A 24,163-nucleotide genomic window follows, 5' to 3' on the forward strand; every position below is an offset into this window, starting at 1 on the left:
GTATAGCGCTGCTGGGTGATCAGCAACTGCGCCGGAGTGTCGGCCAGGGTGCGGTTGAACTGCAGACTGCGCACGCTCAGGCCGCGGTTGTCCCGCACCGAGACCGTCGGCGTGGCAGCGCAAAGGCTGGCAATTGTCGTCTGAGCGGTGGTGGTCATCGACAGTTCCGTACCTGAGTGAAAGTCTGAATCACACCTCTCAGCATATACACATAAAACAAACCTTGCTAAGCGGGCGATGGCAGGTTGGGAAGGGCGGAACGGCTGAGTCGGCAAAAAGACTGTTTACATGTGATAGTTTTTACTCCGTTAACCGCAGTGGATAACAAGTCAAAAAAATGGTTCACACGCTGCACGCAGTGGAGCGGAGCTTTAGGCCAGGTTACCAGTACAGCAGGGCGGAGGTCATGCTGCTGAGCCTGTGCCAGCCAAGTGAATTCACCGAGGATTTGTTTGCCCACTCGCAAGCCAAGGATGCCAGCAAAGTCATGTCGGTGCTCGATGCGGTAAATGGCCGTTGGGGTCGAGGCACCTTACGCCTTGCCAGCGTGCCCGCGTCGCCCGAATGGGCTATGCGCCGTGACTTGATGAGCCGGAGCTACACCACCCGGCTTGATCAGCTCTGGCAGATCCATTGCCAATAGCTGCTCCGCGTCCTAGGTTCCCCTCTGATCTTAACGGCGATATACAGCTGCACCACTAGCCTCGTAAGACGGGGCTATTTCACATCTGGGGGGCGCTTCGGGTTTTCGCAGCCTCGCGGGTATTCACCTACGGACCAGTCTTCAGAATCTACGAGCTGCCTCACTACTTTCGAAATTAAAGGTTGTTACATTTTTGCGAGCAGACGACTGGCTTGCATTTTTTTTGGTCGTGCGAGGATCTCATGGGACGACATTTCCGCGTCCAAGAAAACGAGGTAGAAACAATGCGCAACCAGCAGCACCAGTTCGAGTTACCCAAAGGGTTCACAGCCGTAACAGCACACTCAGCACCGCTTCAAACCGACGAGGCATCCGTTGCTGTCGAAGCCGATGGCATTGTTGTCGGTGGGTGTTTCACCGAATCGGAGATCACTGAGCACTGGTTCAAAGACGCAGTTGATCATGGGGCCCTGATCCTTCGCGGACCACGACTCATGGCCAATCGTTGTTGGGTGAGCGACTCGCAGAGGCAGGGGTTGTTGATGTTCTAGAGGGGTACGAAGGAGAGAGGACCTAACCAGCTTCACGCCCCGGCGATCTCGGGGCGTGCTATGCGGCAAAGATGCCTCGTGATCGGTCTTGCCGGTGAAGAAACTAGGTAACGCCGAGAAGATTCTTCTTTGGGGCTCGGGGGAGGGAAGCCTATTGCGAAGAAGATTTGAATTTCAAGACACCGCCTCGCCATTTCGCAACACTACTGATTTCACTGTTCAATACGCTGGTCAGGCCAGACTCGATAGGCGTTTCAGCGCCGAAAATCAGCACGACTTTGACACCTTCTTTAAACACTATCCCTTTCCCATGCTCAGAGCTCACCTGGGCTTGGTCACCGCTTCCATACACGTCAAGCTTTACTGCGCGAAAGCGTAGTTCCATGCGTCCGCCATCCCGTGACGGTTTAACCTTTGCGGTTAGATCTCCAAGTGATACGGCTAGCCCATGCTTATCGTCGACAACAAGGTGCTTGGACTTATCCAATTGGACAACATATACCCCTTCAGGGCTTTGTTCGCAGACGTATATGACAGGAGACGACTGTAAAAGCTTTGCGATGTCTGCTTTGAAGTCACCAAGCGTAACTAATACTGGCACGCTGACGGTTGCCGTGGGCCTGGGGATCGCACTGATGCTTTAGCAGACGCGGCAGGCGTCAGCGCATCGCGTCGGAGTGCCTGGATAGGCGCAGGTGATGGGCATCGGCGCCTACGTGGCCCAGTCTGGATTAGGTTTTGAAAAGCTCCGTGCCCATGAAGTCGATGAACGCACGCAGCTTCGGCGCCCGGTGCTTACTCGATGGCCAAAGCATGCGGAAGGTGCCCTGATGCTGGTTGAAGTCGTCCAGCACCGTCACCAGTTCGCCGGCCGCAATGGCATCACGCACCATGAAGTCCGGCAGGCAGGCGATTCCAAGGCCATCGCGGGCGACGTGAATCAGGGCCTCGGTGGTGTTGCATATCATCGAGGCCAAGAGGACGGGTTCTGCCTCGCCCTCCGGCCTGCACAAGGGCCACGACTCGAACTTGCCGGTACTCGGGAACTTATGTTGCAGGCCAGCGTGGCCCGCCAGGTCGGCGGGCACGCGCGGAGTGCCGCGCGCGGCGAAGTACCGGGGCGAGGCAACTAGCAGCAGCTTGAAGGTGCCCAGTGCACGGGGCATCAACCGGGAATCAGTCGGTTCTCCGGTGCGAATGACGACATCGAATCCGTCCTCGATTACATCGACCAGCCGATCCGAGAAATCCACGTCCAGTTCGATGGCGGGGTAGCGGTGCATGAAGGCCGTCAGCGCCGGCATGACCAAGCTGCTGACAGCGGCATGCTCACGCGCAGCTTGCCTTGGGGCGCCTGCCGGGTTTCGACAGTTCCAATTCCGCCGCCTCGACCTCGCAGAGGATTCGCCGGCAACGCTCCAGGAACAGCGTGCACTCGGCGGTCAGCGTGATACTGCGCGTGCTGCGGTGGAGCAGGCGCACGCCCAGCCGCTCCTCCGGCCGGGCCACGCTCTTGCCCACGGCGGAAGACGAGACGCCGAGCACGCGCCCGGCTTCCGAAAAGCTACGGGCTTCCGCCGCCTGCACGAAGAACGCGATGCCATTGAGGGAGTCCATTCTTCACCGTTCTAAGAAAATTTGTCCGATATGTTCGGAACCTTAGCCCATTTTTCTTAATCGAGCCCGCACTTACGCTGACGGCTGCACAGGTTGGATGCGGCTGTATTGGCTTTCGAGATATGGCCCGCCTGCCTGACCCTCTAATGACTCTTTGCGGATGTTCCCCATGACACAAACCCTGACCGCCACAAGCGGTACCACCGGACGCGACTGGCTGCAACTGCTTGCCGCCTGCCTTACCGGCATCCTGATCCCGCTGTGCTTCACCGGGCCGGCCGTCGTGCTGCCGTCCATCAGTCAGGAATTGGGCGGGACGGCGGTGCAACTGAACTGGGTGGTCAACGGCTACATCCTGACCTACGGTAGCGCCATGATGGCGGCCGGCAGCCTGACCGACACCTATGGCCGCAAGCGCGTGTGGCTGGTCGGCCTGGCGCTATTCGTGCTGATGACGTTCTTAATCCCGCTGGCGCCGACGGTCGGCTGGATCGACGGGCTGCGCCTGGCGCAAGGGCTGGGCGGCGCAGCCGCCTTCGCGGGCGCCATGTCCTCGCTGGCACAGACCTTCCACGGCCCGATCCGTACACGTGTGTTCAGCCTGCTCGGCACCACGTTTGGCATCGGCCTGGCCTTCGGGCCGCTGGCGGCAGGCTGGCTGCTGGTGGCGGCCGGACTGGTCTGGGTGCGTCAGGTGTTGTCCGGCGGGGCCGGCCCTGCGCTTGGTAGCGCCGCTGGCGCTGATCGGCGCAGGCATTGGCCTGCCTTGGGGGCTGATGGATGGCATGGCCGTGAGCGTGGTGGAGACAGAACGTGCAGGTATGGCGACCGGCATCTTCAACTGCGTGCGTGTTTCGGCCGATGGGATTGCCATCGCGGTGGCGGGCGCGATGCTGGCGTTCTTAATTCAGGGCGGATTGCTCGGCACTTTAGCCGCGGCCGATCCAGCCATTGTGATCGAGGCCGCCAATCGCGCCGCGCTCGGCGATCTGGCGCATGCCAGTGCCCTTGTCTGCGGCGAGCGCGCCTTGCTGCTGGCGACCTACGACCGGGCATTCCGCTGGGTCTTGTACATCCTGGCTGCATCTTCGGCACTGACTGCGCTGCTAGTGTTCGCCTTGCTGGGTCGATCACGTGCGCATGAAGAAGTGGGAGCCGCGGCATGAATCCGATTGGGACAGGCTCTCGGCCCCTCGACCGCACATAGCATCGGCTATACGCGGGTATCCAGCGGGGAAGGCTCGGCTCATCTTCGGTTTCATCACCCCAATGGAACGCTACCCGGAGTTCTCCGTGCCCACGCTGGAGACATGTGTTATTGACTCGCCAAGCCGTGTTTGCAGGACGCTTACGCTCATTGAGCATGTAGACAGGTTGCGTTGTGAGTAGTCGACACTATGCAAGCTCGGTGCTCAGATCCACGCGGCCCCCGGATCGAAATGGATGCCGGTTTACTAATTATCTCAGTGCTCAACGATCGAAGGGCCGGTTTATTCACGTAGGTGCGACAACCGGGATGAACAACACCAAGAATTTACTCATGCAACGCAAGATAGGCACTCGCTGGTCATCGCCGTAATCCAGATCGAGCAGTCCACACAACAAATCGGTGGAGGCAAGGACAACTGATCAGAAAAGCGGAATCTACTTACCATACGGTTTCCTTGAGGCCAGATCGACCACTTTGCTGCCGTTCATCTTAGCTTTGAGCACACGATTCTCGTCTATCAGTACTTCGTTGATGGAAGCAAGACTGGCGAGCTTGGTCTGTAGCTCTTCGATCTCCTGGCGGTACGCTGCAGACTTTTTGCGTTCCACAATCAAGTCTTGTTGTTTCACATCACGCATGGCACGACTTGAGCGACCTTGAGCCTCTCGGATAGCCTCGGCAATTCGCGGATAGTGGTTGTGAATTAGCGCCGCTGATACGCCCGCCTCACGGGCGACCGCCGCGATGCTAATCTTGGATTCCCCAGGGCGGGCGCGCCCCTTCTGGAGTCGGAGGAGGGCGAGTTTCAGATCCTTCATCCGATCCTCGGCAGGTTTGTAGTTGGTCGCCTTATCTTTGAGTTTCATGCGATTAGAGTCTCCGGGTCCATTCCCAACTGTGCCAGTACGTCACGGCAGCGATTCAGGTTGCGCTCAACGCGCTGGCGGCCGCCCTCGCCAATGTCTGTGCAATGCAGCAGCCCTTTCAGATCATCGTAGAGTTGTTGGTAAATGGGCGCATGACCGCGTCCTATCACGGCATGGTTGCAGTTGCCACAGCGGGTACGTTCAAGGGTGTTGCCGACGCAACCATCATTGTCCGCCGTGCACCAGGCGTGGCCATTGCTCCGGATTGCGGTACTCTCACTAATGGACTTCAGCATCGAGGCATGATCCTTGAAAATCAGCAGGTTCTGTGGCTCTCGCTGCCACTTTTTCAGCGCGATACCATAGCCACCGGCCAGGGGGGCGTCATCTAGCCATTTGTCCACGACGCCGAGTTTTATGTCTTCCACCTCTCCCTGAATAACGTCGTACAGTTCAAGGTCCAGATGTTGTCCCCAGGTATCATCCATGGCGTAGCTCAACGTCATGTCCAGCGACCAGTGCGCGAAATGCTCCTTGAGGTAGCGCAGGTCGCCGAAACGGCTGTGCGCGACGTAGTTGGCGAACTTGCGGCGGAACTGATGAGTAGTGAGATTCCAACTCAGACCGCAATTTTTCGTGAATGCTTTAAGGCGCCCATTCCAATTTTTGTTGCTAAGCGTGCGTGCCAGATTATTTTTTCGATCAACAGCGAGAAAGAGCGCATGGCGGTGTTTCTGTGCCTCTACTATCTGCGGATCATATGGATTGGCGCGTCTACGCTGCATGATTTCGGCGGCAATCTTGGCCTGATAGGGCGCGGCCCAGCGCTCTAGCACGCGCAGGGCGCGCACAGCGACTTCGGGGATCATCCAGTCATGCACACCAGTATCGGTTTTTTCCGAGCGAGAGCGCATCCAGTGGTATTGGGTGCCTTCATCGTCCTCTGTGCGGTGGTGTGCGCCTGACTGTAGGTTGGTAAGCTCGTGATTACGACAGCCGGAGGTGCTGGCTACAACGATGTAACAAGAAGTCCGCAGATCGAGTAATGCCTTAGTGAATGAATTCAGACCGCCCTCCCAACCAAGAGCGCAAAGTTGAACATTCATAGCGACATAGACGGCACTGGTAAGTTGCCCTTTTCGATGCGTCGTTAGAGTATCCAATGCATCTCGGAGGTCAAGCAGGTGCTGACCGCTTTCAACTTGCTGGTAGGCTCGCTCGAACAGAACGCAGAACACATCATCGGGAATCAGATGCGTTTTGCTGTCGTAATTAAATCCACGGCCGGTGAGCCCTGCCAATGCCGATGCTGAAGTCTCCGGCCATGGATGCGCCGGCATCCGGTCGTCGGTGTATTGGCTGAGTTCATAGAGCGCTTCGACGGCTTTGAAACGTGTTCTTATTGCATTTTGCGAAAGGGGCTTACCCTTGGATCGACTGGTTTGTCGATACGCCTTGCTTGCGTTCACATAGGTCCCGCAGACCATTGGGTTCGCCGCGGAAATGTGATCGAGCTTAAGCGACTGCAAATGGCTTAAGAATGGCTGTGCATCGTGGAATAAGCGTCTCATAGAGCCGCCTTTAGGGCGCACGCCGCCTCTGAGGCCACGTCGTAGGTAGCGGTACAATGCTGCTTTCATCACTTCTAGAAATGCCGACGGTAGTTTGTTGAAGTCCAGCCGTTTCTTGCTCATCTCCACGTTGCTGATGCACCCATCGAGTTGCCAAATATTATCGCCGTAGCGGCTAAGGATGACCCACTTTCCATTGATCTGAGTGGTGCTGACAATTAGGGTGTCGCGCTCGGACTCAGAGAGCCCACGCACATCACCAGGCTGGGCTGAAAAGAGGGCGCAGGTTGTCGCCACCAAGGTGTGCTCGCTCATGCAAAAACCTCAAGATTGTCAATCAGATCAACTGACCAGAACGGATGCGGCAGGGTGCGGGCACGTTCACGGGCGGCCTCCACGACGGCTGTCTTGAACGTGCCGCGACGAAGGCCCTCGGCAATGATGAAGTGGTCTATTAAGCGGGGGATATGAGCGTACTCTCGTGCCCAGCGCCGCTTATCCATACGCGAGCGCTCGGTCAGTACGCGGAAGTAGAAACTGAACAGTTTATACAGATCCTCGGCGGTTACCGCATAGTGACTGCACCGCAGGCAATTCATGAAGTTCATGCAGGTCGCACCCTCGCGCTTCGGGGCGTAGTGGCCGTTCACCGGGTCGGCGCAGCGGCCCATTGGGGTATTTTTATAGGTCGCTCCAATGGTTTGGGTTAGTAGCTCCTGCACCAGTAACTCGCCCATGAACTGCCAGTTGCGACGGGCAATTTCACCGGGCGCCAGATAGTTTTGGTCGGTTACGCGAGTGCTATTGCCGAGAGCCGCGGCAGTGGTTACCAAATCGCCATCGGTCAGCTCGAAGATGCGGTTGGCGAAGGTCTTGCGTAGGCGTGGGATGTTAATGCGCAGTGGCTTTCCGTCGATGTCTGTCAGGTTATAGCGAGCTACAAAATTTCTTGCTGCTTCGCTCAACGATGCAGAATTCAAGGCATGGACTTCGCCGGCGTTTTTCCAGGCACGAGAGCGATACAGCCACACGCGGCCTTTGAGGTCGACCGGTGCTTCTGCATCCAAAGGCTCGGTGAGAGCCATCACGCGACGGATCAGCCGTTCTAGGTTGGTTCTCACGCTGGGCGTGGATTCCAAAAGGCGTTCGGCGTCTGACGCGGCGCGGAGGGCTACCTTGCTGGAGTTGTAACCGCGTCGTTTCCATAGCACCAGGAACACGGTGTTGTCCTTAGGGTGCGAGCGCAGGCAGTCGCGGCCCATTTCCACCAGTGGCGTGGTATTGCGCCCAGTGTGCAGTGCCACGAGCAGCAGGATAATGCTTAGAAGTTCACTGGTTATATTTACATCATCATTCCAAATCGGCTTGATGGCCTGTCGCAGCGCCACCGTTAAAGCTCCCTGTTCGCGCTTAGACAGCGCCACCTCGCCCTTGGCCTTGCGGTTGATGTTTGGAAAGGGATTATATGGGAAGGTCGCGTCATCGCCGGAGGTAAGCAGATGGACCAGTCCACGCCGCCCCAAAGCGAGCAGTACGGACTTAGTCTTCGCGTAGGTGCTTTTCTGAGAGGTAGTTGCCATGCCTGTCCCGGCAAGATGGCCGAGATAACCATCGATCAGGTCCCGGGTTATATCGGCCAACGCTAATTCTCGGCCAAATGCCGTCGCCCGCAGCAAGCAGTAATCTAGAAAAGAGCGCAATCCTTCCCTGCAGTAAGCACTCACCGTGCTCTTCGCGACTACGGCGTTCCCTTGTGAGAGGAAGTGTTCGATCTGGCGCTGGCAAGCATAGGTGATGGGATCGATGTCAGCGCCATACCAGCGGGCAAAATCGAAATTACGGGCCGTGGTGGCGTTCCGCCCGAACGCGATTTTTGTATTAGTCGGCGGAATCACCTCTGGCAGAATCACCTCATTACCTGCCATATCCTGACTGTGCTCGACTTGCGGGACATTGAGATCGGTCTTCGTAAATATCTTGCGTTTGCCCATCAAGCAGCACCTGCCAGTGCGTTCAATTCATCGTCATACGCCAGCACCGCCTTGTCGGCCATTTCATTGACCAGATGCAGGTACACCATGGTTGTCTGAATCGAACTGTGGCCGAGTTGTCGCTGAATGAAGACCAGAGGCTCCAGACCTCTGTCAGGAGTACGCTGGAGGTTAATTAGGGTTTGGGTTGCATAGGTGTGACGGAGCATGTGCGTGTGGACCTTGATTCCAGCCCGCTTGCCGGTCTCGCTGATGATCCGGTTGAGGCTCTTGCCATCGTTACCATAGGGTTTACCGGACTGGTTAAGGAGCAAGGCGTTTTGTGAAGTCTTGCTTAGCGAGGCGCGCTCGCCGCGGATTTTTGTCACATAGTTATAGAGTTCAGCCATGAACTTGCTGCTAAGGTAAATATCTCGAGGCTTGCTGCCTTTAGTCACCATACCGCTGCCGTCGGACGGGTCAAGTCGAATGCGGAGGTTGCGTACGGCTCGTCCAGCCTTGTCTGGGTCGAAGACATATGCAAGCGGGAAGGCAGCGATTTCCTCGCGGCGCAACCCTGTATGTAACGCAAGGCGAATCATCATCCTGTGATGAGGATTCTCCGCTGCGGCCAGGAGAGACTTGATCTCGGCCATGTTTAGAAATTTGGGCAGGATCTTGCGGGAACGCGGCATCACATCGTTTGCCATCACCTGACCGCCATGGGCATCGACATGCGCAAGGAAGCCCAGTTCACGCTTTACGGTCCGCTCTTCATGACCGAACGGCAGGCGCTTCACCCAGCCATTATCTAGGGCGAATTCGTAGAACTTACAGATGTACGTCAGTCGCTGGCGTGTAGTGTTCAAAGCCAGACAGCACGTGTTCATGCAATAGTCTCGGTAGGCAGCCACAAGACTCTTGGCCTCACTTCGATCTACGTCGCGCCAGTCCAGTTCGTGCGCTTGGAGGAAGCTGAAAAAGTCATAAAGAGCGCGTCCAGTACTTGGCCAGGAGCGTTTTGACCCTATTGCCCCGCGAAGTAAGTAATGGCGAAAAAATTGATTGGCGGGGGCACAACTCTCCATCGAGTCCCACAGAAGAATGGGGAATCCCGGGTAGGGTTGCCCAACGATCACAAAGTCTTTTGTAGCGCTCACAAGCTCCATCTACCATCCCCCACATTGATCAGAGACCCATTCCCTTCAGTCTGCCTTCACAGATTCAGGGTCATTAGATCGCCCCCTAATCACCAGCTCAGGCTATAGATTTGCAAGGGGCCGCCATCTAATACAATTGGGAGCTAACGGTTGCAAGGTGTCAGATCATCGCATCACCACCAGTATTTCCCGAATTTTTCCGGATTGGCCCAGAAACGTGAATTGAGCCAGTCGGGGACTTGTTTGTAGTCAAGCAGATCGTAGGTGAACAGGGTCAGCACCTGCTCGTCACGCTGGAAACGCTCGCTGGCCTGCAGCGCCAGCGAATAGAAATCGGTTTGCTGCCAGCCACTGGCCGCAAGATCCGCCAGCACCGCAATGCGACTGGCGTTGAGATTGCGGATGCCGCCCAACAGGTTCAGGCCATCGCGCTTGGGCAAATGTTCCAGGCAATCGACCACCAGCGCCAGATCGAAGCGTTGCGCGGCCAGATCAGCGGGCAACGGGCCGGGCGCGGCGTGGGCCACGACTGTGCCAGGGTGAGCATCCTTGAAAGCGCTCAATGCCGGAAACTCGCTGGCGCCGATCAGCAACAGTCGGGCCGGGGCGTAGCGATCCAGCAAAGCGGCCAACGCCTGTTGCGGCGTGCGCGAAGAAATGGCGATGTTCATCGAAGCTCCTCAGTCAGACCGCCAAGACTAGCCTGCCGGACTGCAGCGGCAAAGCGTGCTGTAGCGCCGGTTCAGGCGAAAAGTGGCAAACCCCTGTGAACACGGTCGCAAACAGCGCTGGCCTATTGCTGGCGGAGATTAAAACTCCGGTCTTTACTCCCTGAATCGGTTTTAAGCCGATCCCTCAGGAGAAAACTAGATGAGCATAGTTCGGACAGCATTACCCTTGGTTCTGCTAACCAGTGTGTTGACTGGTTGTGCAGGTTTGCAGAAAACCGACTGGCCGACCTGTGCGGCGGTCGGTGGAGTGGTCGGTGCCGGTCTCGGCGCGACGGAAAGCGCCTCCTGGGCCGGCTATGGTGCGCTGCTGGTCGGCGGCACGGCAGCGGCCTATTGCTGGGTGAAAGGTGATGGCGATGAAGACGGCGATGGCGTGCCGGACAGTCGCGACAAGTGCCCGGGCACGCCAAAAGGCGTGCAGGTCGACGCGGACGGTTGCCCGCCACCAACGCCTGCGCCAGTGGTCGAAGAAGCGGTTGTGGTCAAAGAGGAAACCATCGTCATTCGTGATGTGCACTTCGAGTTCGACAAAGCCACGCTGACCGGCCCCGACAAGCAAGTGCTGGACAAGGTCGCCACGCGCCTGAAACAGGAATCCTCCACCGCGCAGCTGACCGTGACCGGTCACACCGACAGTGTCGGCAGCGATGCCTACAACAAGAAATTGTCGGATCGTCGTGCGCACTCGGTGGTGGAATATCTGATTCAGCAGGGCGTGCCACGCGCCAGCTTCGTCTCGGTGTCGGGCCTTGGGGAAAGCCAGCCTGTCGCTGACAACAAGTCGGCCGACGGTCGCGCGCAGAACCGTCGCACCGAAATCAAAATCGTCCGCTAGACCTCTCGCATCCGCGGCTTGTGCAGTCGCGGATGCGGGTCTTTACTCCTGTGTAACCGGTATGGGCCGGTACACAGGAGCGTTCACAAATGCGTGTTTTCTCAAGGTCCGTCTTGCCGGTGCTGCTGCTTGGCAGTTTGCTCACCGGTTGTGCCACTCACAGCGATGGCACCGCCCCCCTCAATCAACGTACGTGGCCGATCTGCAGCCTGCTTGGCGGCTTGGTCGGCGGCGGTCTCGGCGCTCTTGAAAGCGCGGGCTGGGCCGGCGGCGGCGCGGCGCTGGGCATCGTCACCGGAGGCCTGATCTGTTACGCCCAGGATGGCGATGAGGACAGCGACGGGGTGTTCGACCGCCGCGACCGTTGCCCGGACACCCCGGAAAACATCGAAGTCGATCACCGCGGATGTCCGCGGCCGCAATATCCAGTCGCAGTGAAACCGGTCGAACCGGCGCCGCAAACCGAGGTGATCACCTTGAGTGATGCCGGCAACGTGCTGTTCGATTTCGACAAGTCCGACCTGACTCCGGCGGCAAGAGCCCAGCTCGACACCTTGATGGACAAGCTGCGCAGTGCCGATGTGGTCAGTATCAAAGTCGTCGGGCATACCGACAGCAAAGGCTCCGACGCCTATAACCAGGCATTGTCCGAACGGCGCGCGAGCAGTGTCGCGGCGTACTTGCTCAGTCAGGGGTTGGCGCCGAGCAAACTCACGAGCGAAGGCCGGGGGGAAAGTGAACCGGTGGCCGATAACGCCAGCGACGAAGGCCGCGCGCAAAATCGCCGCGTGGAGCTGCACATCAATCGCTAGGAAAGGTCTGTAGTCCGCAGGCTAGAGCTGCCGGGCCGAAATCATCGGCTCGGCAGCCTTTTACCCGGTGTTTGTAGAAATTTCATTTTTCCCTCTGGCTTATCCCCCGCAGAAGCCGGTACTGTGCGTGCAAAGAATAATTCGCAACACGGGGGAGCGTATGAAGGTGTTCTGGGGGCTGGGGCGTTTGCTGACCCTGCTGTTCTGCTGCGTAGTGCTGGCCAACCAGCTGGTACCGTTTGTCCATCCGCTGCATCTGCTGGTCAATCTGGCCGGCGCTCTGTTGTTGCTGATTCATCTGCTCGAAGTGCTGCTGTGCAACCGCAGCCTCAAGGGTCGTCCGCACCCCTGGCGTGACCGTGGCCGCATTCTGTTGTTCGGCGTTTTCCACCTGCAAACCATCCCGGCCCCGGCCGCTCCGGAGGCTTCTTCCCATGCGTAAACTCTGCCTGCTCGCTGCATTCATCAGTCCACTGGCCTGTGCCCAGGTGGTCAACGTGCAAAGCAACTCGCTGATGCGCTTGCCCAATACCACCAGTGTTTTGCAGCTGGAGAAGCTGGAAGTGGCCGATTACGGGACTTTGCTGATCCCCTCGAACGTCACCGAACTGAACATCGATGAGTTGCGTCTGGGCCATGAAGCGCGCATCGCCATCGTCCCGGCTGAACAGGCGCTGGAGATGCGGGTCAAGCGCGCCGAGCTGAGCGATGGCAGCCAGATCACCGCACGCGGCGCCCCCGGTACTTACGAAAAAGCCGCCCGGGCCGGGCGCAATCTGAACCTGCAATTTCAGGCGCTGAGAGCGCCGCAACTGACCGTCGATGCCCGTGGAGGCACTGGCGCGCCGGGTTTCGTCGGCCTCGACGGCGGCAACGGTGAAGATCCGGGCTGCACCTATGGCTCGGCCGGCCACGGCGCCGATGGCAGTGACGGCAGCGATGGCCAGCCGGGCGCGCCGGGTGCGCTGGTGCGCCTTGCCGTGCCACGGGACTTCCCGGTTGAGCTGATCAAGGTCAACGTGGCCGGCGGCGCGGGTGGCCCGGCGGGTGTCGGCGGCAAGGCCGGCAAGGGCGGCAAGTCCAAGGGCTGCCTGGTGTACCGCGCCGATGGCGGCAAAAGCGGCAAGGCCGGGGCGGATGGTCAGCCGGGACCGGTGGGAGCGGCGGGCTCGGTTACCGTGCAACGCCTCTGAAGAACAACGCTTTTCCCATTGTGGCGAGGGAGCTTGCTCCCGCTGGGTTGCGCAGCGACCCCGAATCAGCTGTCGCGTTTGCCAGAGAAAACGCGGTGCCTGGATCAAGGGCCGCTGCGCGCCCCAGCGCAAGCAAGCTCCCTCGCCACCTCAGAACATCGGCCGAGCCGCCGCCACCGCCACCAGCACCAACCCGACAAGCAGATTAAGCCCCACCACCCGCCGGATCCGCCCCAGCACCGCCGCACCCGCCGGCCAATCCTTCGCCTCAACCGCCTTGTGCAACTCCGGCAGCATCAACCCCTGAATCCGGATAAACAGCGCCGTCATCACCACATACAAACCGATCATCACCTGCACATACTTCGGCGCGGTCTCGAAGCCGACCTGCTGCAGATGCAACATGCCCACACCGCTGATCGGTAACAGGATCACCGCCACCCAGACCCAACGGAAAAAACCTTGAAACACTTCCACCCACAGGGTCAGCCGAGCGGGGCCGTCCAGAGCCTTCACAGCCGCAGGGCGCAAGACCATCCAGGCGAAAAACATACCGCCGACCCACACCAAAGCGGCAAGGACATGCAGGGGGTAAACGAGGCTAAAAGGTGTCATTCGGGCACTCCGTTCTGCGCAGGATCGATTAGCGGGGTATGATAGCCGCCGAATCAAACCACTGAAAATTTATCCAGCGTTTCTGCGCCCGACATTCAATGATCAGCACTGAACTCAAAACCACGATCCAGGGCGCCTATTCGCGTTTTCTAGAGGCCAAGAGCCTCAAGCCGCGTTATGGCCAGCGCCTGATGATCGCCGAAATCGCCAAGGTGCTCGGCGATATCGACACTGACGACGAAGGCCGGCGCAGTGGCGACCCCGCGATTGTCGCAGTGGAAGCCGGCACCGGTACCGGCAAGACTGTGGCCTACAGCCTGGCGGCGATCCCCACGGCGAAACTGGCCGGCAAGCGTCTGGTGATTGCCACCGCGACCGTCGCCCTGCAGGAGCAAATCGTCTACAAGGATTTGCCTGATCTTATGCGCAACAGCGGGCTGAATTTCAGCTTCGCCCTGGCCAAAGGCCGTGGCCGCTACATGTGCCTGTCCAAGCTCGACATGCTGTTGCAGGAGGGGCACGCGCAAACCGCCACAGCGCAGTTGTTCGAAGAAGAAGGCTTCAAGATCGAGGTTGACGAGGCCAGTCAGAAGCTGTTTACCAGCATGATCGAGAAGCTCGCCGGCAATAAGTGGGACGGTGACCGCGACAGCTGGCCGAGCGCGCTGGAAGACGCCGACTGGGCACGCCTGACCACTGATCACAGCCAGTGCACCAACCGCCATTGCCCCAACTTCGGCCAGTGCGCTTTCTACAAGGCCCGCGAAGGCATGGGCAAGGTCGACGTGATCGTCACCAACCACGACATGGTCCTGGCTGACCTCGCATTGGGCGGCGGCGCCGTGCTGCCGGACCCGCGCGACACCATTTACGTGTTCGACGAAGGTCACCACCTGCCGGACAAGGCCATCGGCCACTTCGCCCATTACACGCGGCTGCGCTCTACCGCTGACTGGCTGGAGACCACCGCCAAGAACCTGACCAAACTGCTCGCCCAGCATCCGCTGCCGGGCGATCTCGGCAAGCTGATCGAGCAGGTGCCGGAGCTGGCGCGGGAGATCAAGACCCAGCAGCAGTTCATGTTCACCGCGTGCGAGCAGATCGCCGATTTCAAACCCGGCGAAGACGTAGAAGGCCGCGAGCGCCCGCGTCATCGCTTCGTCGGCGGGGTGATTCCCGAGCACATGCGTGAGATGGGCATCGAGCTGAAGAAGGGCTTTTCCCGTCTGAACGATCTGTTTCAACGTCTGACCGACCTGCTCAAGGAAGGCATGGATGGCGAGGTCAATATCGGCATCGCCAGCAATCAGGCCGAAGAATGGTATCCGCTGTTCGGCAGCCTGTTGTCCCGCGCTTCCGGCAACTGGGAGTTGTGGACCGCGTTCACCGCCGAAGACCCGGAAGACAGCCCGCCCATGGCACGCTGGCTGACGCTCGCCGAGAGCGGTTCGCTGTTCGACATCGAGGTCAACGCCAGCCCTATTCTGGCGGCGGAAACCTTGCGCCGCAGCTTGTGGAACGTCGCTTACGGCTGTCTGGTGACCTCGGCGACGCTGACGGCACTGGGCACCTTCGACCGTTTCCGCATGCGCGCCGGTCTGCCGAAAAAAGCCGTCACGGCAGTGGTGCCGAGCCCGTTCCATCATGCCGATGCTGGCGTATTGCGGGTGCCGGATCTGAAAGCCGATCCGCGCGATGCTGCTGCTCATACGGCGGCGATCATTCGGGAACTGCCGGATCTGGTCGAAGGTTCCCGTGGCACGCTGGTGCTGTTCTCGTCGCGCAAGCAGATGCAGGACGTATTCGACGGCCTCGACCGCGACTGGCGCAAACAAGTGTTCATTCAAGGCAACCTGTCGAAACAGGAAACCCTGAACAAGCACAAGGCGCGGGTCGATGGCGGCGATTCCAGCGTGCTGTTCGGGCTGGCCAGTTTTGCCGAAGGCGTCGACCTGCCGGGGGCGTATTGCGAGCACGTGGTGATCGCCAAGATTCCGTTCTCGGTGCCGGACGATCCAGTCGAGGCCGCGTTGTCGGAATGGATCGAAGCGCGCGGCGGCAATCCGTTCATGGAAATCTCCGTGCCCGATGCCTCGCTGAAACTGGTTCAGGCTTGCGGCCGTCTGCTGCGCACCGAAGAAGACCGGGGCACCATCACCTTGCTTGACCGGCGCCTGGTCACCCAGCGCTACGGCAAGGCGATCCTCAATGCGTTGCCTCCTTTCCGGCGTGAAATATCCTGAGACCCCGGTGGGCCGTTTGGCCCGCCGCGTTGTCTATCTCTCTGTCACCGCTTTTCCACTGGCCTTGACTGGTCGTTAGGGAGAACTCCGTTCTTATGATCCGTCGTTCGTTGCCCGCTGTTTTCGCCTTGATCTTCGCCGCGCCGTTGCTGGCCGCGCCCGCTGGCCAGCAGACGCTGTTCAACTTCGTGCGCCCAGCCGACGTGGTCAAGGTCGTCACGGAAAATGCCGATCTGCCGCAGGCCAATGCCGAACAGACCCCGGAAGGCGAAGTGCTGCGACGGGTGACATTCAACCCTGTCGCCAAACCGACCTTGCGCCTGACGCCGCAGACCGGCGCCTGGGATTGGTCGCAGTCCGACATGATGACCCTGCGTCTGCAGAGTGCGATGAACTGGGCGGTGACGCTCTATGTGCAGATCCAGAGCAATGACGGCCGCACCCTGGTCAGCCGCGTCGACCTGCCGGCAGGCCCTGCGCAAACCTTGCTGGTACCGCTGGTGGCCACTACGCCGCTGAGTCAGGGCATGAAGGCCGGGCCGCCGATGCCGATGAGCGTCGATGGCCAGCGCATCCTGCTGGCCAGCAGCAGTGGCGAGATCGATCGCAGCCAGGTGGTTTCGGTGAGTCTGTCGATGGATCAGCCGAAAGTAGCGCAGAGCCTGTTGCTCGAACGTTTCGGCGTGCAGGACGGCGAATCGGTGACGCAGGCGGTGTACGGCAATCTGGTCGACGCTTACGGGCAGTCGACCCGCAGCAAATGGCCGGAAAAAGTCAGCAGCGATGAGCAACTGAAAAGCGCCGCCAGCAGAGAACAGCAACAACTGAACACATGGCTCGCCGAGCGCGAGAAGTCCTCGCTGGACAAATTCGGCGGCTGGAACAAGGGCCCGGCGTTCAAGGCCAGCGGTTTCTTTCGCACGGAAAAACGTGACGGCCGCTGGTATCTGGTGACGCCTGAAGGCCACCCGTTCTACTCGCTGGGCGTCAACACGGTCAGCGCGCAGGTCAACCAGACCTACGTGGCCGGGCGCGAATACATGTTCGAATCGTTGCCAAAGAACGACGACCCGCTGGCCAAACACTTTGGCGAAGGCGACAACCGGGGCGGCAATGGCGCCGATCAGGGCCGTGGCTACGGCAATGGCCGCTGGTACGACTTCTATGGCGCCAACCTGCAACGCCTCTATGGCGAACCGTGCAAGCCGGACAGCGACAACAAGGCCGGGATCGCCGAAGCGGCGAAGGCCGGCGCAGTTGAGGCCAGTTCGGTTCAGGCTACTGAATCTGCAGCGGTGCCTGCCGAGCCGAAGTCGGGGATCGCCGAAGCGGCGCAGACCGACGCGGTGCAAGCGTCCAGCGAGAACGCCGCTCCGTGCAAAGCCACGTTTGATGAAGCGCGCTGGACCCGACACACCCTCGATCGTCTGCAAGCCTGGGGCTTCAACACTGTCGGCAACTGGAGCGCGGCGTCGCTGGCGGATGCCGAACGCGTGCCGTATACCTTGCCGCTGTCGATCGTGGGCGATTACGCCAGCATCAGCACCGGCAACGATTGGTGGGGCGGCATGCCGGATCCGTTCGACCCGCGATTCGCCATGGCCACCGAGCGCGCCGTGGCCATTGCCGCCCGCGATCACCGCGACGATCCGTGGCTGATCGGTTACTACGCCGACAACGAACTGGCCTGGGCCGGCCCCGGTGACGATCCAAAGGCCCGCTACGCGCTGGCTTACGGCACCTTGAAAATGACCACTGACGTGCCGGCCAAACGCGCGTTTCTCAAACAACTGCGCGACAAGTACCGCAATCAGGCCGGGCTGTCGAAGGCTTGGGGCATTGAGCTGCCGGCTTGGGAATTGATGGAAGACCCGGGCTTCGTGCCGCCGCTGCCCAATCCTGAGCATCCGGAGATCGAAGCGGATTTCAGATACTTCCAGAAGGTCTTCGCCGACACCTATTTCAAGACCATTTCCGATTCGCTGAAGTGGCATGCGCCGAACCAGATGCTGCTCGGCGGTCGCTTCGCCATCAGCAGCCCTGAGGCCGTGGCGTCCTGCGCACAGTATTGCGATGTGTTGAGTTTCAACATGTACACGCTCAAGCCGCAGGACGGTTACGACTTCGCCGCGCTGGCGGCGCTGGACAAACCGGTGCTGATCACCGAATTCAATTTCGGCTCGAGTGACCGTGGCCCGTTCTGGGGCGGCGTGACGCAGTTGGCCAAAGAAGAGGATCGCGGCCCTGCCTATGCCAACTTCCTCAAACAGGCGTTGAGCGAACCGTCGATTGTCGGTGTGCACTGGTTCCAGTATCTCGACCAACCGGTGACCGGGCGCTTGCTCGACGGTGAGAACGGCCATTTCGGTTTGGTCGGGGTCACCGATCTGCCGTATCAGGGGTTTGTCGAGGCGGTGCGCAAAAGCAATCTGCAGGCGGTTGAGCAGCTTGGCAAGGAGGCGCAGAAAGCGCCGGTTGCCGAGGCTGAAGGCGGACGCAAGGCCGAGGCTGGCAAAGCGCCGGGGGCTGCGCAAGCGGGTGGGCATTCGGGGAATGGTCATTAAGGCGTGAATCCTTGAAAGATCGCAGCCTCGTTGCACTCGTCAGCTCCTACAGGGGATTGCGGTCTCTGTGGGAGCTGCCGAAGGCTGCGATCTTTTGATTGGGCTTTTAACCGTCTGGCCCGCGCCTGTTCCCAAATCCTTCAAGGGCTGGAACAATGCGGGCCACTTTGTAGAGCGTTTTCGCGGGGGAGTTGCGGGTGCAGATTCAGGGACATTACGAGCTTCAATTCGAAGCGGTGCGCGAGGCTTTCGCCGCACTGTTCGACGATCCCCAGGAACGCGGCGCAGCCCTGTGCATAAAGGTCGGTGGAGAAACCGTCCTCGATCTCTGGTCCGGTACCGCCGACAAGGACGGCACCGAGGCTTGGCACAGCGATACCATCGCCAACCTGTTCTCCTGCACCAAAACTTTCACCGCCGTCACCGCGCTGCAACTGGTGGCCGAAGGCAAATTGCAACTGGACGCCCCGGTTGCCCGTTACTGGCCGGAATTCTCGGCCGCCGGCAAAGAATCGGTAACCCTGCGCCAATTGCTCTGCCATCAGGCCGGCTTGCCCGCTCTGCGCGAACTGCTCGCCCCTGAAGCCCTTTACGACTGGCAAACCATGGTCGACGCCCTTGCGGCCGAAGCGCCATGGTGGACGCCGGGGACCGCTCACGGTTATGCCGCGATCACTTACGGTTGGTTGATCGGTGAGTTGCTGCGCCGAGCTGACGGGCGTGGGCCGGGCGAATCCATCGTCGCTCGCGTCGCCAAGCCCCTGGGACTGGATTTCCATGTGGGCCTGGCCGACGAAGAATTTCATCGCGTCGCGCACATTGCCCGTGGCAAGGGCAACGCTGGCGATGCGGCGGCTCAGCGCCTGCTGCAAGTGACCATGCGTGAACCGACCGCCATGACCACCCGAGCTTTCACCAATCCGCCGTCGGTGCTGACCAGCACCAACAAGCCGGAATGGCGACGCATGCAGCAACCGGCGGCCAACGGCCATGGCAATGCGCGCAGCCTCGCCGGGTTCTATGCCGGCCTGCTCGACGGCAGCCTGCTCGAGAGCGAAATGCTGGCAGAGCTGACCCGCGAGCACAGCCTCGGCGACGACAAGACCTTGCTGACCCGCACCCGTTTCGGCCTCGGCTGCATGCTCGATCAGCCGGACGTGGCCAACGCCACCTACGGCCTCGGCTCGCGCGCATTCGGCCATCCTGGGGCGGGCGGTTCGATCGGTTTTGCTGATCCCGAGCACGATGTCGCGTTCGGTTTCGTGACAAACACCTTGGGACCTTACGTTTTGATGGATCCGCGTGCGCAAAAGCTGGCGCGGGTGCTTGCCACTTGTCTGTAAAGCTTCAGCGCAGGTTCCAGGGTCGGAACCTCGAAGGGATTTTCGATTCAAAACGGCTGTTTATCCGGGCGAAAATGCTCTGATTTTTCATTACTTAATTTGTGGATTTTCAATGTCATCTAAAAAGACCCTCGCCCTGGCCCTGTGTGTAGCGATCACCGGTTGCGCACAGACTCCGAAAAACGATGCGGACGGCGGTAGCTGGTGGCCGTTCGGTTCTTCCGACAAAGTCGCAGCCAAGGAGCCGGCTCCGGCTCCCGCTCCGTTGAAACCGGCGGCGACTGCGCCAGTGGCCAAGGCCGAGAGCAGCAACCCGTGGTACTGGCCGTTCGGTTCCAGCGACGAAGCGGTCAAGGCTGATTTGAAAGCCGAGGTCAAACCTGAAGCCAAACCGGTCGAGGTGGCCAAAGCCGAGGCCGAGTCCAACGGTAAATGGTGGTGGCCGTTCGGCGGTAAGGATCAGCCAACCGCCAAAGCCGTGCCGATGCCCGATCCGAAGGTGACTCAAGCCTGGCTCGACGACTACGAACCGCGCCTGCGTGAAGCGGTGAAGGACAGCAATCTGCAACTCGAGCGTCGCGACAACGTGCTGGTGGTAACGGCGCCGGTGGAAGGCTCGTTCAACCCGGACCGCCCGGCGATGCTGCTGCCGGTCACGCTCGGCCCGTTCACCCGCGTAGCGAAAATCCTCGAAGCCGACCCGAAAACCGCCGTGCTGGTGCTCGGTCACAGCGACACCAGCGGTGCCGCTCCGGCCAACATCAAGTTGAGCCAGGAACGTGCGCAATCGGTGGCGGCGATCTTCCGCCTCAGCGGCTTGCAGCGTGATCGCCTGATGCTGCGCGGCATGGGTTCCGAAGCGCCGCGTGCGGCCAACGACAGTGTTGAGGGGCGCGCCTTGAACCGCCGAGTCGAACTGTTGGTGACTCCGCAAAACACCATGGTCGCGCTGCTGAGCAAATACAACATGCCGGCACCGAAGCCGGTGACCATGGTCGCGGCGCAAGACGTCAAGCCAGTGGCCAAACCGGCCACTCCGGCGCCTGTCGCGAAGAAAGCTGCTGCCCCGGCCGCGAAAAAGGCTCCCGCCAAAAAAGCCGCTGCCAAGGCACCAGCCAAGAAGGCGCCGGCCAAGGCTGCGGCGAAAAAGCCTGCGCCTGCCAAAGCCGCCGCGACCGACAAGAAAGTCGCCGCCGCCGACGCCGCCAAGAAATGATCCGCTAACGAAAAGGACTCTGCCATGACCCAGGCTCTGGCCGATATGCGTCGCGACTACACCCGCGACGGTCTGACCGAGGCGCAAGCCCCGGCCGAGCCGTTTGCGCTGTTTCACCAGTGGTTTGCCGATGCGGTGAAAACCGAGCAGGCGCCGGTGGAAGCCAATGCCATGACCCTGGCCACGGTCGATGCAGACGGCCGTCCGCATTGCCGCATTCTGTTGCTCAAGGGCCTGGACGAGCAGGGCTTCACCTTCTTCACCAACTACGACAGCGCCAAGGGCCAGCAGCTGGCGGCCAATCCGTTTGCCGCCATGACCTTTTTCTGGCCGACCCTGGAGCGTCAGGTGCGCATCGAGGGGCGGGTGATGAAGGTCGCTCCCCAAGAATCCGATGCGTACTACCAGGTGCGTCCGCTGGGTAGCCGCCTCGGCGCGTGGGCGTCACCGCAGAGCCGGGTGATCAACGGTCGTGGCGAACTGGAAGATTTGCTCAAGGCCACCGAGCAACGCTTCAGCGACACCCAGCCGCACTGCCCGGAACATTGGGGCGGTTATCGTTTATTGCCCGAGCGCATCGAGTTCTGGCAGGGCCGTCCGAGCCGCCTGCATGATCGCCTCAACTACCGCGTGCAGGGCGCCGAGTGGATTCTTGAACGTCTGGCACCCTGAACAGTCTACCGAGCGAGATAAAGGGTGATGGCGCAGGATCGGTGTTTTGGCGCTACCTCAGGTGGACGCTCGCAGGCATCTGTACCCAGCCTGAATGGAAGCCAATTTTATCCGAATGGTGTCGTGACAGACGCCAGGCCACGGAGTTTAATGAACACATGTTCTTTTGGAGTTGATGCTATGCGTAAGTCTGTTCTGCTGGTTGCTTCCTTTTCCACGATGGCGATGTTGCTGACCGGCTGCCAATCGAGCCTCACCGGCGACTCCTACTCCCGTGACGAAGCGCGTCGGGTGCAGACGATTCGCATGGGCACCATCGAATCCCTGCGACCGGTAAAAATCGAAGGCACCAAAACCCCGATCGGCGGCGCAGCAGGCGCAGTGGTCGGCGGCGTCGGCGGCAGCGCCATCGGCGGCGGCAAGGGCAGCATCGTTGCTGCGGTCATCGGCGCAGTCGCGGGCGGCCTGCTCGGCTCGGCCACCGAAGAAGGCCTGACCCGCACCCAGGGCGTGGAAATCACCGTCCGCGAAGACGACGGCAGCATGCGCGCCTACGTCCAGCAGGTTCAGGAAAATGAAGTTTTCCGCGTTGGCGAGCGGGTACGGATTTCAACCGTTGGCGGAACCAGCCGCGTTTCGCACTAAGCGGGAAACCGGGTAAAAGGAAACCCCGATCAGGTGACTGGTCGGGGTTTTTCTTTGCTTGTGACTTGGTCCGTCAGTATCTGGCGCAGGTTCCCATGAAGTATTCGAGGCCCCTGTATTACCTGAGTCATTGGTCTTCAGTAGATAGATATAGGTCAAGGTGTCGAGGCAGTTTTACGGCGCATGCTTGTTCAATATCAGTGATCTGTTGCTCCGTCAGCTTGTAATCGTAAAGAGGGTCTTCTTCCGTACTCCAACCCATAATGACTTTCAAATTGGATGTGGGGATGGAGAGCGCTTGCTCAAATACAGCAGAATCGTCACCTTTTACTACGCCCATGATTCGATGCTTCACGGTTCTATCCTTCTTGTAGGATCTGCTGGTTTCGTTTGTTCGCCTGTTTCATGGTTGTATTCCCCGAGATGCCTTCCACGCTTTGTATATTTCTCAATGGCGCCATGTCGGAAATCCCATTCGTAAATTATTCCCTCTCTGTCTTTCCAGCGTGGCCGTAATCCTCCGCCACCCTTTATTGGTGTTTTTGGGGTAGCCCATCGAGCATCCGGATATGCAGGCAAATTTTTGGGTTTTTGATGGTAATTTCCCTGCGAAATACTGGCCACTATATAGAGCGGCCTCATGCCTGCTCCCGCAGGGAAGACCAATATAAAATCCCGATACTCCGGCGGATAAACCGGATTCACCAGTATTCCGTCCGCCGCCTTCGTCGGCGGATACACCCAGATATGCGGTGCCTGCGGGGCAGCCTCCAGCGCTGGAATGCCGAGGATGTCCGAGCCATCCACCGCCGGGGTCCAGAGCAGTTCGATGCCTTCCCCCAGATCCGCAACGAACCGGTCGCCGCGTGCGATGAATTGCACGACATCGACCATTTCCCAATTGCGGTTCTTGCCGGTGTAGAAACCGTAACCCTTGAGCGTGCCATCGGCCTGTTGCTCGACGCGCAGGCGCACGCGGGTTCGGGCTTGTTTGAGTGTGCTCAGTTGCTCATCGGTGTAGAGCGCGCTGTCGCCCATGCTTGATGGCATCAAAAGCGCAACCAAGCCCACCAAAGGTGCAGCGGCTGCACTCGATACGAGGGCGGGCAACGCTTCGAAAGCCGAGCCTGCCAGGGCCAGACTGCCGAACCCGACCGGGATGGCATTGGCGCTGATTTTCTTGAGAGGAATGCCGCCGCTTTCGTCGGCTTCGCGAGCGCCGAGCAGGATCAGATCGCCGTAATCCTTCAGGCTGTCGGTAGGCACCATGCCGGAAGGATTGCTGTAATCGATGATCGCATCCGGCAACTTGCAGGATTTGGCGAATACACAGCCGGCACGCACGGCTTCAGGTTTTTTCGCCGCCACTTCCCGGCTGCGCTCGAAAGCTTCCTGCCGCGCCAGCATCGCGTCGTAAGCATTTTGCCCGGCTTCGCGTTCGGCCAGTTCAGCGGCCGTCATATACCGCCAGGTAACATGATGCCCGTCGCCCTCCGGTGGGTTTTGCACCCGGGGAATGTCCTTGTTCCGCGCCACTGATCGTCCCTTCGTTCACCATCGACAGCCCCTCGAAGGGGGCTGCACGACGTTATCGAAGCGGGAAAATTGTGGCTGTAGGACGCGTCGCTAATGACGTGGGGATTGTTCGCTGCGTAACTGTGGCGCGTGGAATCTGTGGCGAGGGAGCTTGCTCCCGCTGGGGTGCG

General features: G+C 59.8%; 19 protein-coding genes and 3 pseudogenes. 12 read left to right on the forward strand and 10 right to left on the reverse strand.

Annotation, left to right across the window (positions count from 1 at the left end; translation table 11 throughout):
• Positions 1-355: 355 nt before the first annotated feature.
• Positions 356-643, forward strand: a pseudogene (locus VNV36_RS13230) (DUF4113 domain-containing protein); the annotation flags it as partial.
• 702 nt (positions 644-1,345) lie between these two features.
• On the opposite strand, the gene VNV36_RS13235 reads toward VNV36_RS13230, so the two are convergent.
• Both VNV36_RS13235 and VNV36_RS13240 read right to left on the reverse strand, forming a co-directional pair.
• Positions 1,346-1,579: a hypothetical protein gene (locus VNV36_RS13235; protein ID WP_325718163.1), complete on the reverse strand. Its 234-nt coding sequence runs from the start codon at positions 1,577-1,579 to the stop codon at positions 1,346-1,348.
• Positions 1,580-1,925: 346 nt separating this feature from the next.
• A pseudogene (locus VNV36_RS13240) lies at positions 1,926-2,811 on the reverse strand (LysR family transcriptional regulator).
• Positions 2,812-2,980: 169 nt separating this feature from the next.
• On the opposite strand from VNV36_RS13240, the pseudogene VNV36_RS13245 reads away from it, so the two are divergent.
• Positions 2,981-3,977, forward strand: a pseudogene (locus VNV36_RS13245) (MFS transporter).
• 478 nt (positions 3,978-4,455) lie between these two features.
• Here VNV36_RS13245 and VNV36_RS13250 read toward each other — a convergent pair.
• The 5 genes from VNV36_RS13250 to VNV36_RS13270 all read right to left on the reverse strand — a co-directional run bounded on the left by VNV36_RS13250 (position 4,456) and on the right by VNV36_RS13270 (position 10,259).
• Entirely contained in the window at positions 4,456-4,887 is a 432-nt protein-coding gene (locus VNV36_RS13250; protein ID WP_325718164.1) for a TetR family transcriptional regulator, read from the reverse strand.
• Positions 4,884-6,773, reverse strand: a complete 1,890-nt coding sequence (locus VNV36_RS13255; protein WP_325718165.1) for a site-specific integrase — start codon at positions 6,771-6,773, stop codon at positions 4,884-4,886. Before VNV36_RS13255 ends, VNV36_RS13250 begins: the two co-directional genes overlap by 4 nt.
• Complete coding sequence (locus VNV36_RS13260; RefSeq protein ID WP_325718166.1) at positions 6,770-8,449, reverse strand: site-specific integrase; 1,680 nt, start codon at positions 8,447-8,449, stop codon at positions 6,770-6,772. The genes VNV36_RS13255 and VNV36_RS13260 overlap by 4 nt, the downstream gene beginning before the upstream one ends.
• A complete protein-coding gene (locus VNV36_RS13265) occupies positions 8,449-9,597 on the reverse strand; it encodes a tyrosine-type recombinase/integrase (protein WP_325718167.1) in 1,149 nt (382 codons plus the stop codon). Before VNV36_RS13265 ends, VNV36_RS13260 begins: the two co-directional genes overlap by 1 nt.
• A gap of 164 nt (positions 9,598-9,761) precedes the next feature.
• Entirely contained in the window at positions 9,762-10,259 is a 498-nt protein-coding gene (locus tag VNV36_RS13270; protein ID WP_325718168.1) for a DUF6231 family protein, read from the reverse strand.
• A 199-nt stretch (positions 10,260-10,458) separates the two neighbouring features.
• Between VNV36_RS13270 and VNV36_RS13275 the strand changes: the two genes are divergently transcribed.
• The 4 genes from VNV36_RS13275 to VNV36_RS13290 all read left to right on the forward strand — a co-directional run bounded on the left by VNV36_RS13275 (position 10,459) and on the right by VNV36_RS13290 (position 13,159).
• Positions 10,459-11,154 (forward strand): PA1041 family peptidoglycan-binding anchor lipoprotein, encoded by a 696-nt coding sequence (locus VNV36_RS13275; protein WP_325718169.1) that lies wholly within the window; start codon positions 10,459-10,461, stop codon positions 11,152-11,154.
• Positions 11,155-11,243: 89 nt separating this feature from the next.
• Positions 11,244-11,966 (forward strand): PA1041 family peptidoglycan-binding anchor lipoprotein, encoded by a 723-nt coding sequence (locus VNV36_RS13280; RefSeq protein ID WP_325718170.1) that lies wholly within the window; start codon positions 11,244-11,246, stop codon positions 11,964-11,966.
• A gap of 160 nt (positions 11,967-12,126) precedes the next feature.
• Complete coding sequence (locus tag VNV36_RS13285; protein WP_016771375.1) at positions 12,127-12,408, forward strand: DUF1145 domain-containing protein; 282 nt, start codon at positions 12,127-12,129, stop codon at positions 12,406-12,408.
• The gene (locus VNV36_RS13290; RefSeq protein WP_325718171.1) at positions 12,401-13,159 is read left to right on the forward strand and encodes a collagen-like triple helix repeat-containing protein; all 759 of its coding nucleotides are present in this window, start codon (positions 12,401-12,403) and stop codon (positions 13,157-13,159) included. The genes VNV36_RS13285 and VNV36_RS13290 overlap by 8 nt, the downstream gene beginning before the upstream one ends.
• A gap of 150 nt (positions 13,160-13,309) precedes the next feature.
• Here the strand turns inward: VNV36_RS13290 and VNV36_RS13295 are convergent, their stop codons facing one another.
• The gene (locus VNV36_RS13295) at positions 13,310-13,774 is read right to left on the reverse strand and encodes a CopD family protein (RefSeq protein WP_325718172.1); all 465 of its coding nucleotides are present in this window, start codon (positions 13,772-13,774) and stop codon (positions 13,310-13,312) included.
• Between the two features lie 98 nt (positions 13,775-13,872).
• Here VNV36_RS13295 and dinG point away from each other — a divergent pair, with 98 nt between their 5' ends.
• The 6 genes from dinG (at position 13,873) to VNV36_RS13325 (ending at position 22,457) form a co-directional block, all read left to right on the forward strand.
• Positions 13,873-16,017 carry an ATP-dependent DNA helicase DinG gene (gene dinG / locus VNV36_RS13300; protein WP_325718173.1) on the forward strand — a complete coding sequence of 715 codons (2,145 nt, stop codon included), beginning with the start codon at positions 13,873-13,875 and terminating at the stop codon, positions 16,015-16,017.
• Between the two features lie 95 nt (positions 16,018-16,112).
• Positions 16,113-18,581: a beta-agarase gene (locus VNV36_RS13305; protein ID WP_325718174.1), complete on the forward strand. Its 2,469-nt coding sequence runs from the start codon at positions 16,113-16,115 to the stop codon at positions 18,579-18,581.
• 197 nt (positions 18,582-18,778) lie between these two features.
• Entirely contained in the window at positions 18,779-19,924 is a 1,146-nt protein-coding gene (locus VNV36_RS13310; protein WP_325718175.1) for a serine hydrolase domain-containing protein, read from the forward strand.
• A gap of 112 nt (positions 19,925-20,036) precedes the next feature.
• Positions 20,037-21,140 (forward strand): OmpA family protein, encoded by a 1,104-nt coding sequence (locus tag VNV36_RS13315; RefSeq protein ID WP_325718176.1) that lies wholly within the window; start codon positions 20,037-20,039, stop codon positions 21,138-21,140.
• A 24-nt stretch (positions 21,141-21,164) separates the two neighbouring features.
• Positions 21,165-21,812: a pyridoxamine 5'-phosphate oxidase gene (pdxH, locus tag VNV36_RS13320; RefSeq protein WP_325718177.1), complete on the forward strand. Its 648-nt coding sequence runs from the start codon at positions 21,165-21,167 to the stop codon at positions 21,810-21,812.
• 180 nt (positions 21,813-21,992) lie between these two features.
• Positions 21,993-22,457, forward strand: a complete 465-nt coding sequence (locus VNV36_RS13325) for an outer membrane lipoprotein (RefSeq protein WP_016771369.1) — start codon at positions 21,993-21,995, stop codon at positions 22,455-22,457.
• 127 nt (positions 22,458-22,584) lie between these two features.
• Here the strand turns inward: VNV36_RS13325 and VNV36_RS13330 are convergent, their stop codons facing one another.
• Entirely contained in the window at positions 22,585-22,812 is a 228-nt protein-coding gene (locus tag VNV36_RS13330; protein ID WP_325718178.1) for a hypothetical protein, read from the reverse strand.
• The gene (locus tag VNV36_RS13335) at positions 22,809-23,993 is read right to left on the reverse strand and encodes a colicin E3/pyocin S6 family cytotoxin (protein WP_325718179.1); all 1,185 of its coding nucleotides are present in this window, start codon (positions 23,991-23,993) and stop codon (positions 22,809-22,811) included. Before VNV36_RS13335 ends, VNV36_RS13330 begins: the two co-directional genes overlap by 4 nt.
• Positions 23,994-24,163: the final 170 nt, after the last annotated feature.

The organism is Pseudomonas sp. (genome assembly GCF_035554175.1).
Lineage (GTDB): Bacteria > Pseudomonadota > Gammaproteobacteria > Pseudomonadales > Pseudomonadaceae > Aquipseudomonas.

Coding starts and splice junctions, on each gene's coding strand:
- VNV36_RS13235 (WP_325718163.1), bottom strand. CDS start 1,579: ATGGAACTACGCTTTCGCGCAGTAAAGCTTGACGTGTATGGAAGCGGT.
- VNV36_RS13250 (WP_325718164.1), bottom strand. CDS start 4,887: ATGAAACTCAAAGATAAGGCGACCAACTACAAACCTGCCGAGGATCGG.
- VNV36_RS13255 (WP_325718165.1), bottom strand. CDS start 6,773: ATGAGCGAGCACACCTTGGTGGCGACAACCTGCGCCCTCTTTTCAGCC.
- VNV36_RS13260 (WP_325718166.1), bottom strand. CDS start 8,449: ATGGGCAAACGCAAGATATTTACGAAGACCGATCTCAATGTCCCGCAA.
- VNV36_RS13265 (WP_325718167.1), bottom strand. CDS start 9,597: ATGGAGCTTGTGAGCGCTACAAAAGACTTTGTGATCGTTGGGCAACCC.
- VNV36_RS13270 (WP_325718168.1), bottom strand. CDS start 10,259: ATGAACATCGCCATTTCTTCGCGCACGCCGCAACAGGCGTTGGCCGCT.
- VNV36_RS13275 (WP_325718169.1), top strand. CDS start 10,459: ATGAGCATAGTTCGGACAGCATTACCCTTGGTTCTGCTAACCAGTGTG.
- VNV36_RS13280 (WP_325718170.1), top strand. CDS start 11,244: ATGCGTGTTTTCTCAAGGTCCGTCTTGCCGGTGCTGCTGCTTGGCAGT.
- VNV36_RS13285 (WP_016771375.1), top strand. CDS start 12,127: ATGAAGGTGTTCTGGGGGCTGGGGCGTTTGCTGACCCTGCTGTTCTGC.
- VNV36_RS13290 (WP_325718171.1), top strand. CDS start 12,401: ATGCGTAAACTCTGCCTGCTCGCTGCATTCATCAGTCCACTGGCCTGT.
- VNV36_RS13295 (WP_325718172.1), bottom strand. CDS start 13,774: ATGACACCTTTTAGCCTCGTTTACCCCCTGCATGTCCTTGCCGCTTTG.
- dinG (WP_325718173.1), top strand. CDS start 13,873: ATGATCAGCACTGAACTCAAAACCACGATCCAGGGCGCCTATTCGCGT.
- VNV36_RS13305 (WP_325718174.1), top strand. CDS start 16,113: ATGATCCGTCGTTCGTTGCCCGCTGTTTTCGCCTTGATCTTCGCCGCG.
- VNV36_RS13315 (WP_325718176.1), top strand. CDS start 20,037: ATGTCATCTAAAAAGACCCTCGCCCTGGCCCTGTGTGTAGCGATCACC.
- pdxH (WP_325718177.1), top strand. CDS start 21,165: ATGACCCAGGCTCTGGCCGATATGCGTCGCGACTACACCCGCGACGGT.
- VNV36_RS13325 (WP_016771369.1), top strand. CDS start 21,993: ATGCGTAAGTCTGTTCTGCTGGTTGCTTCCTTTTCCACGATGGCGATG.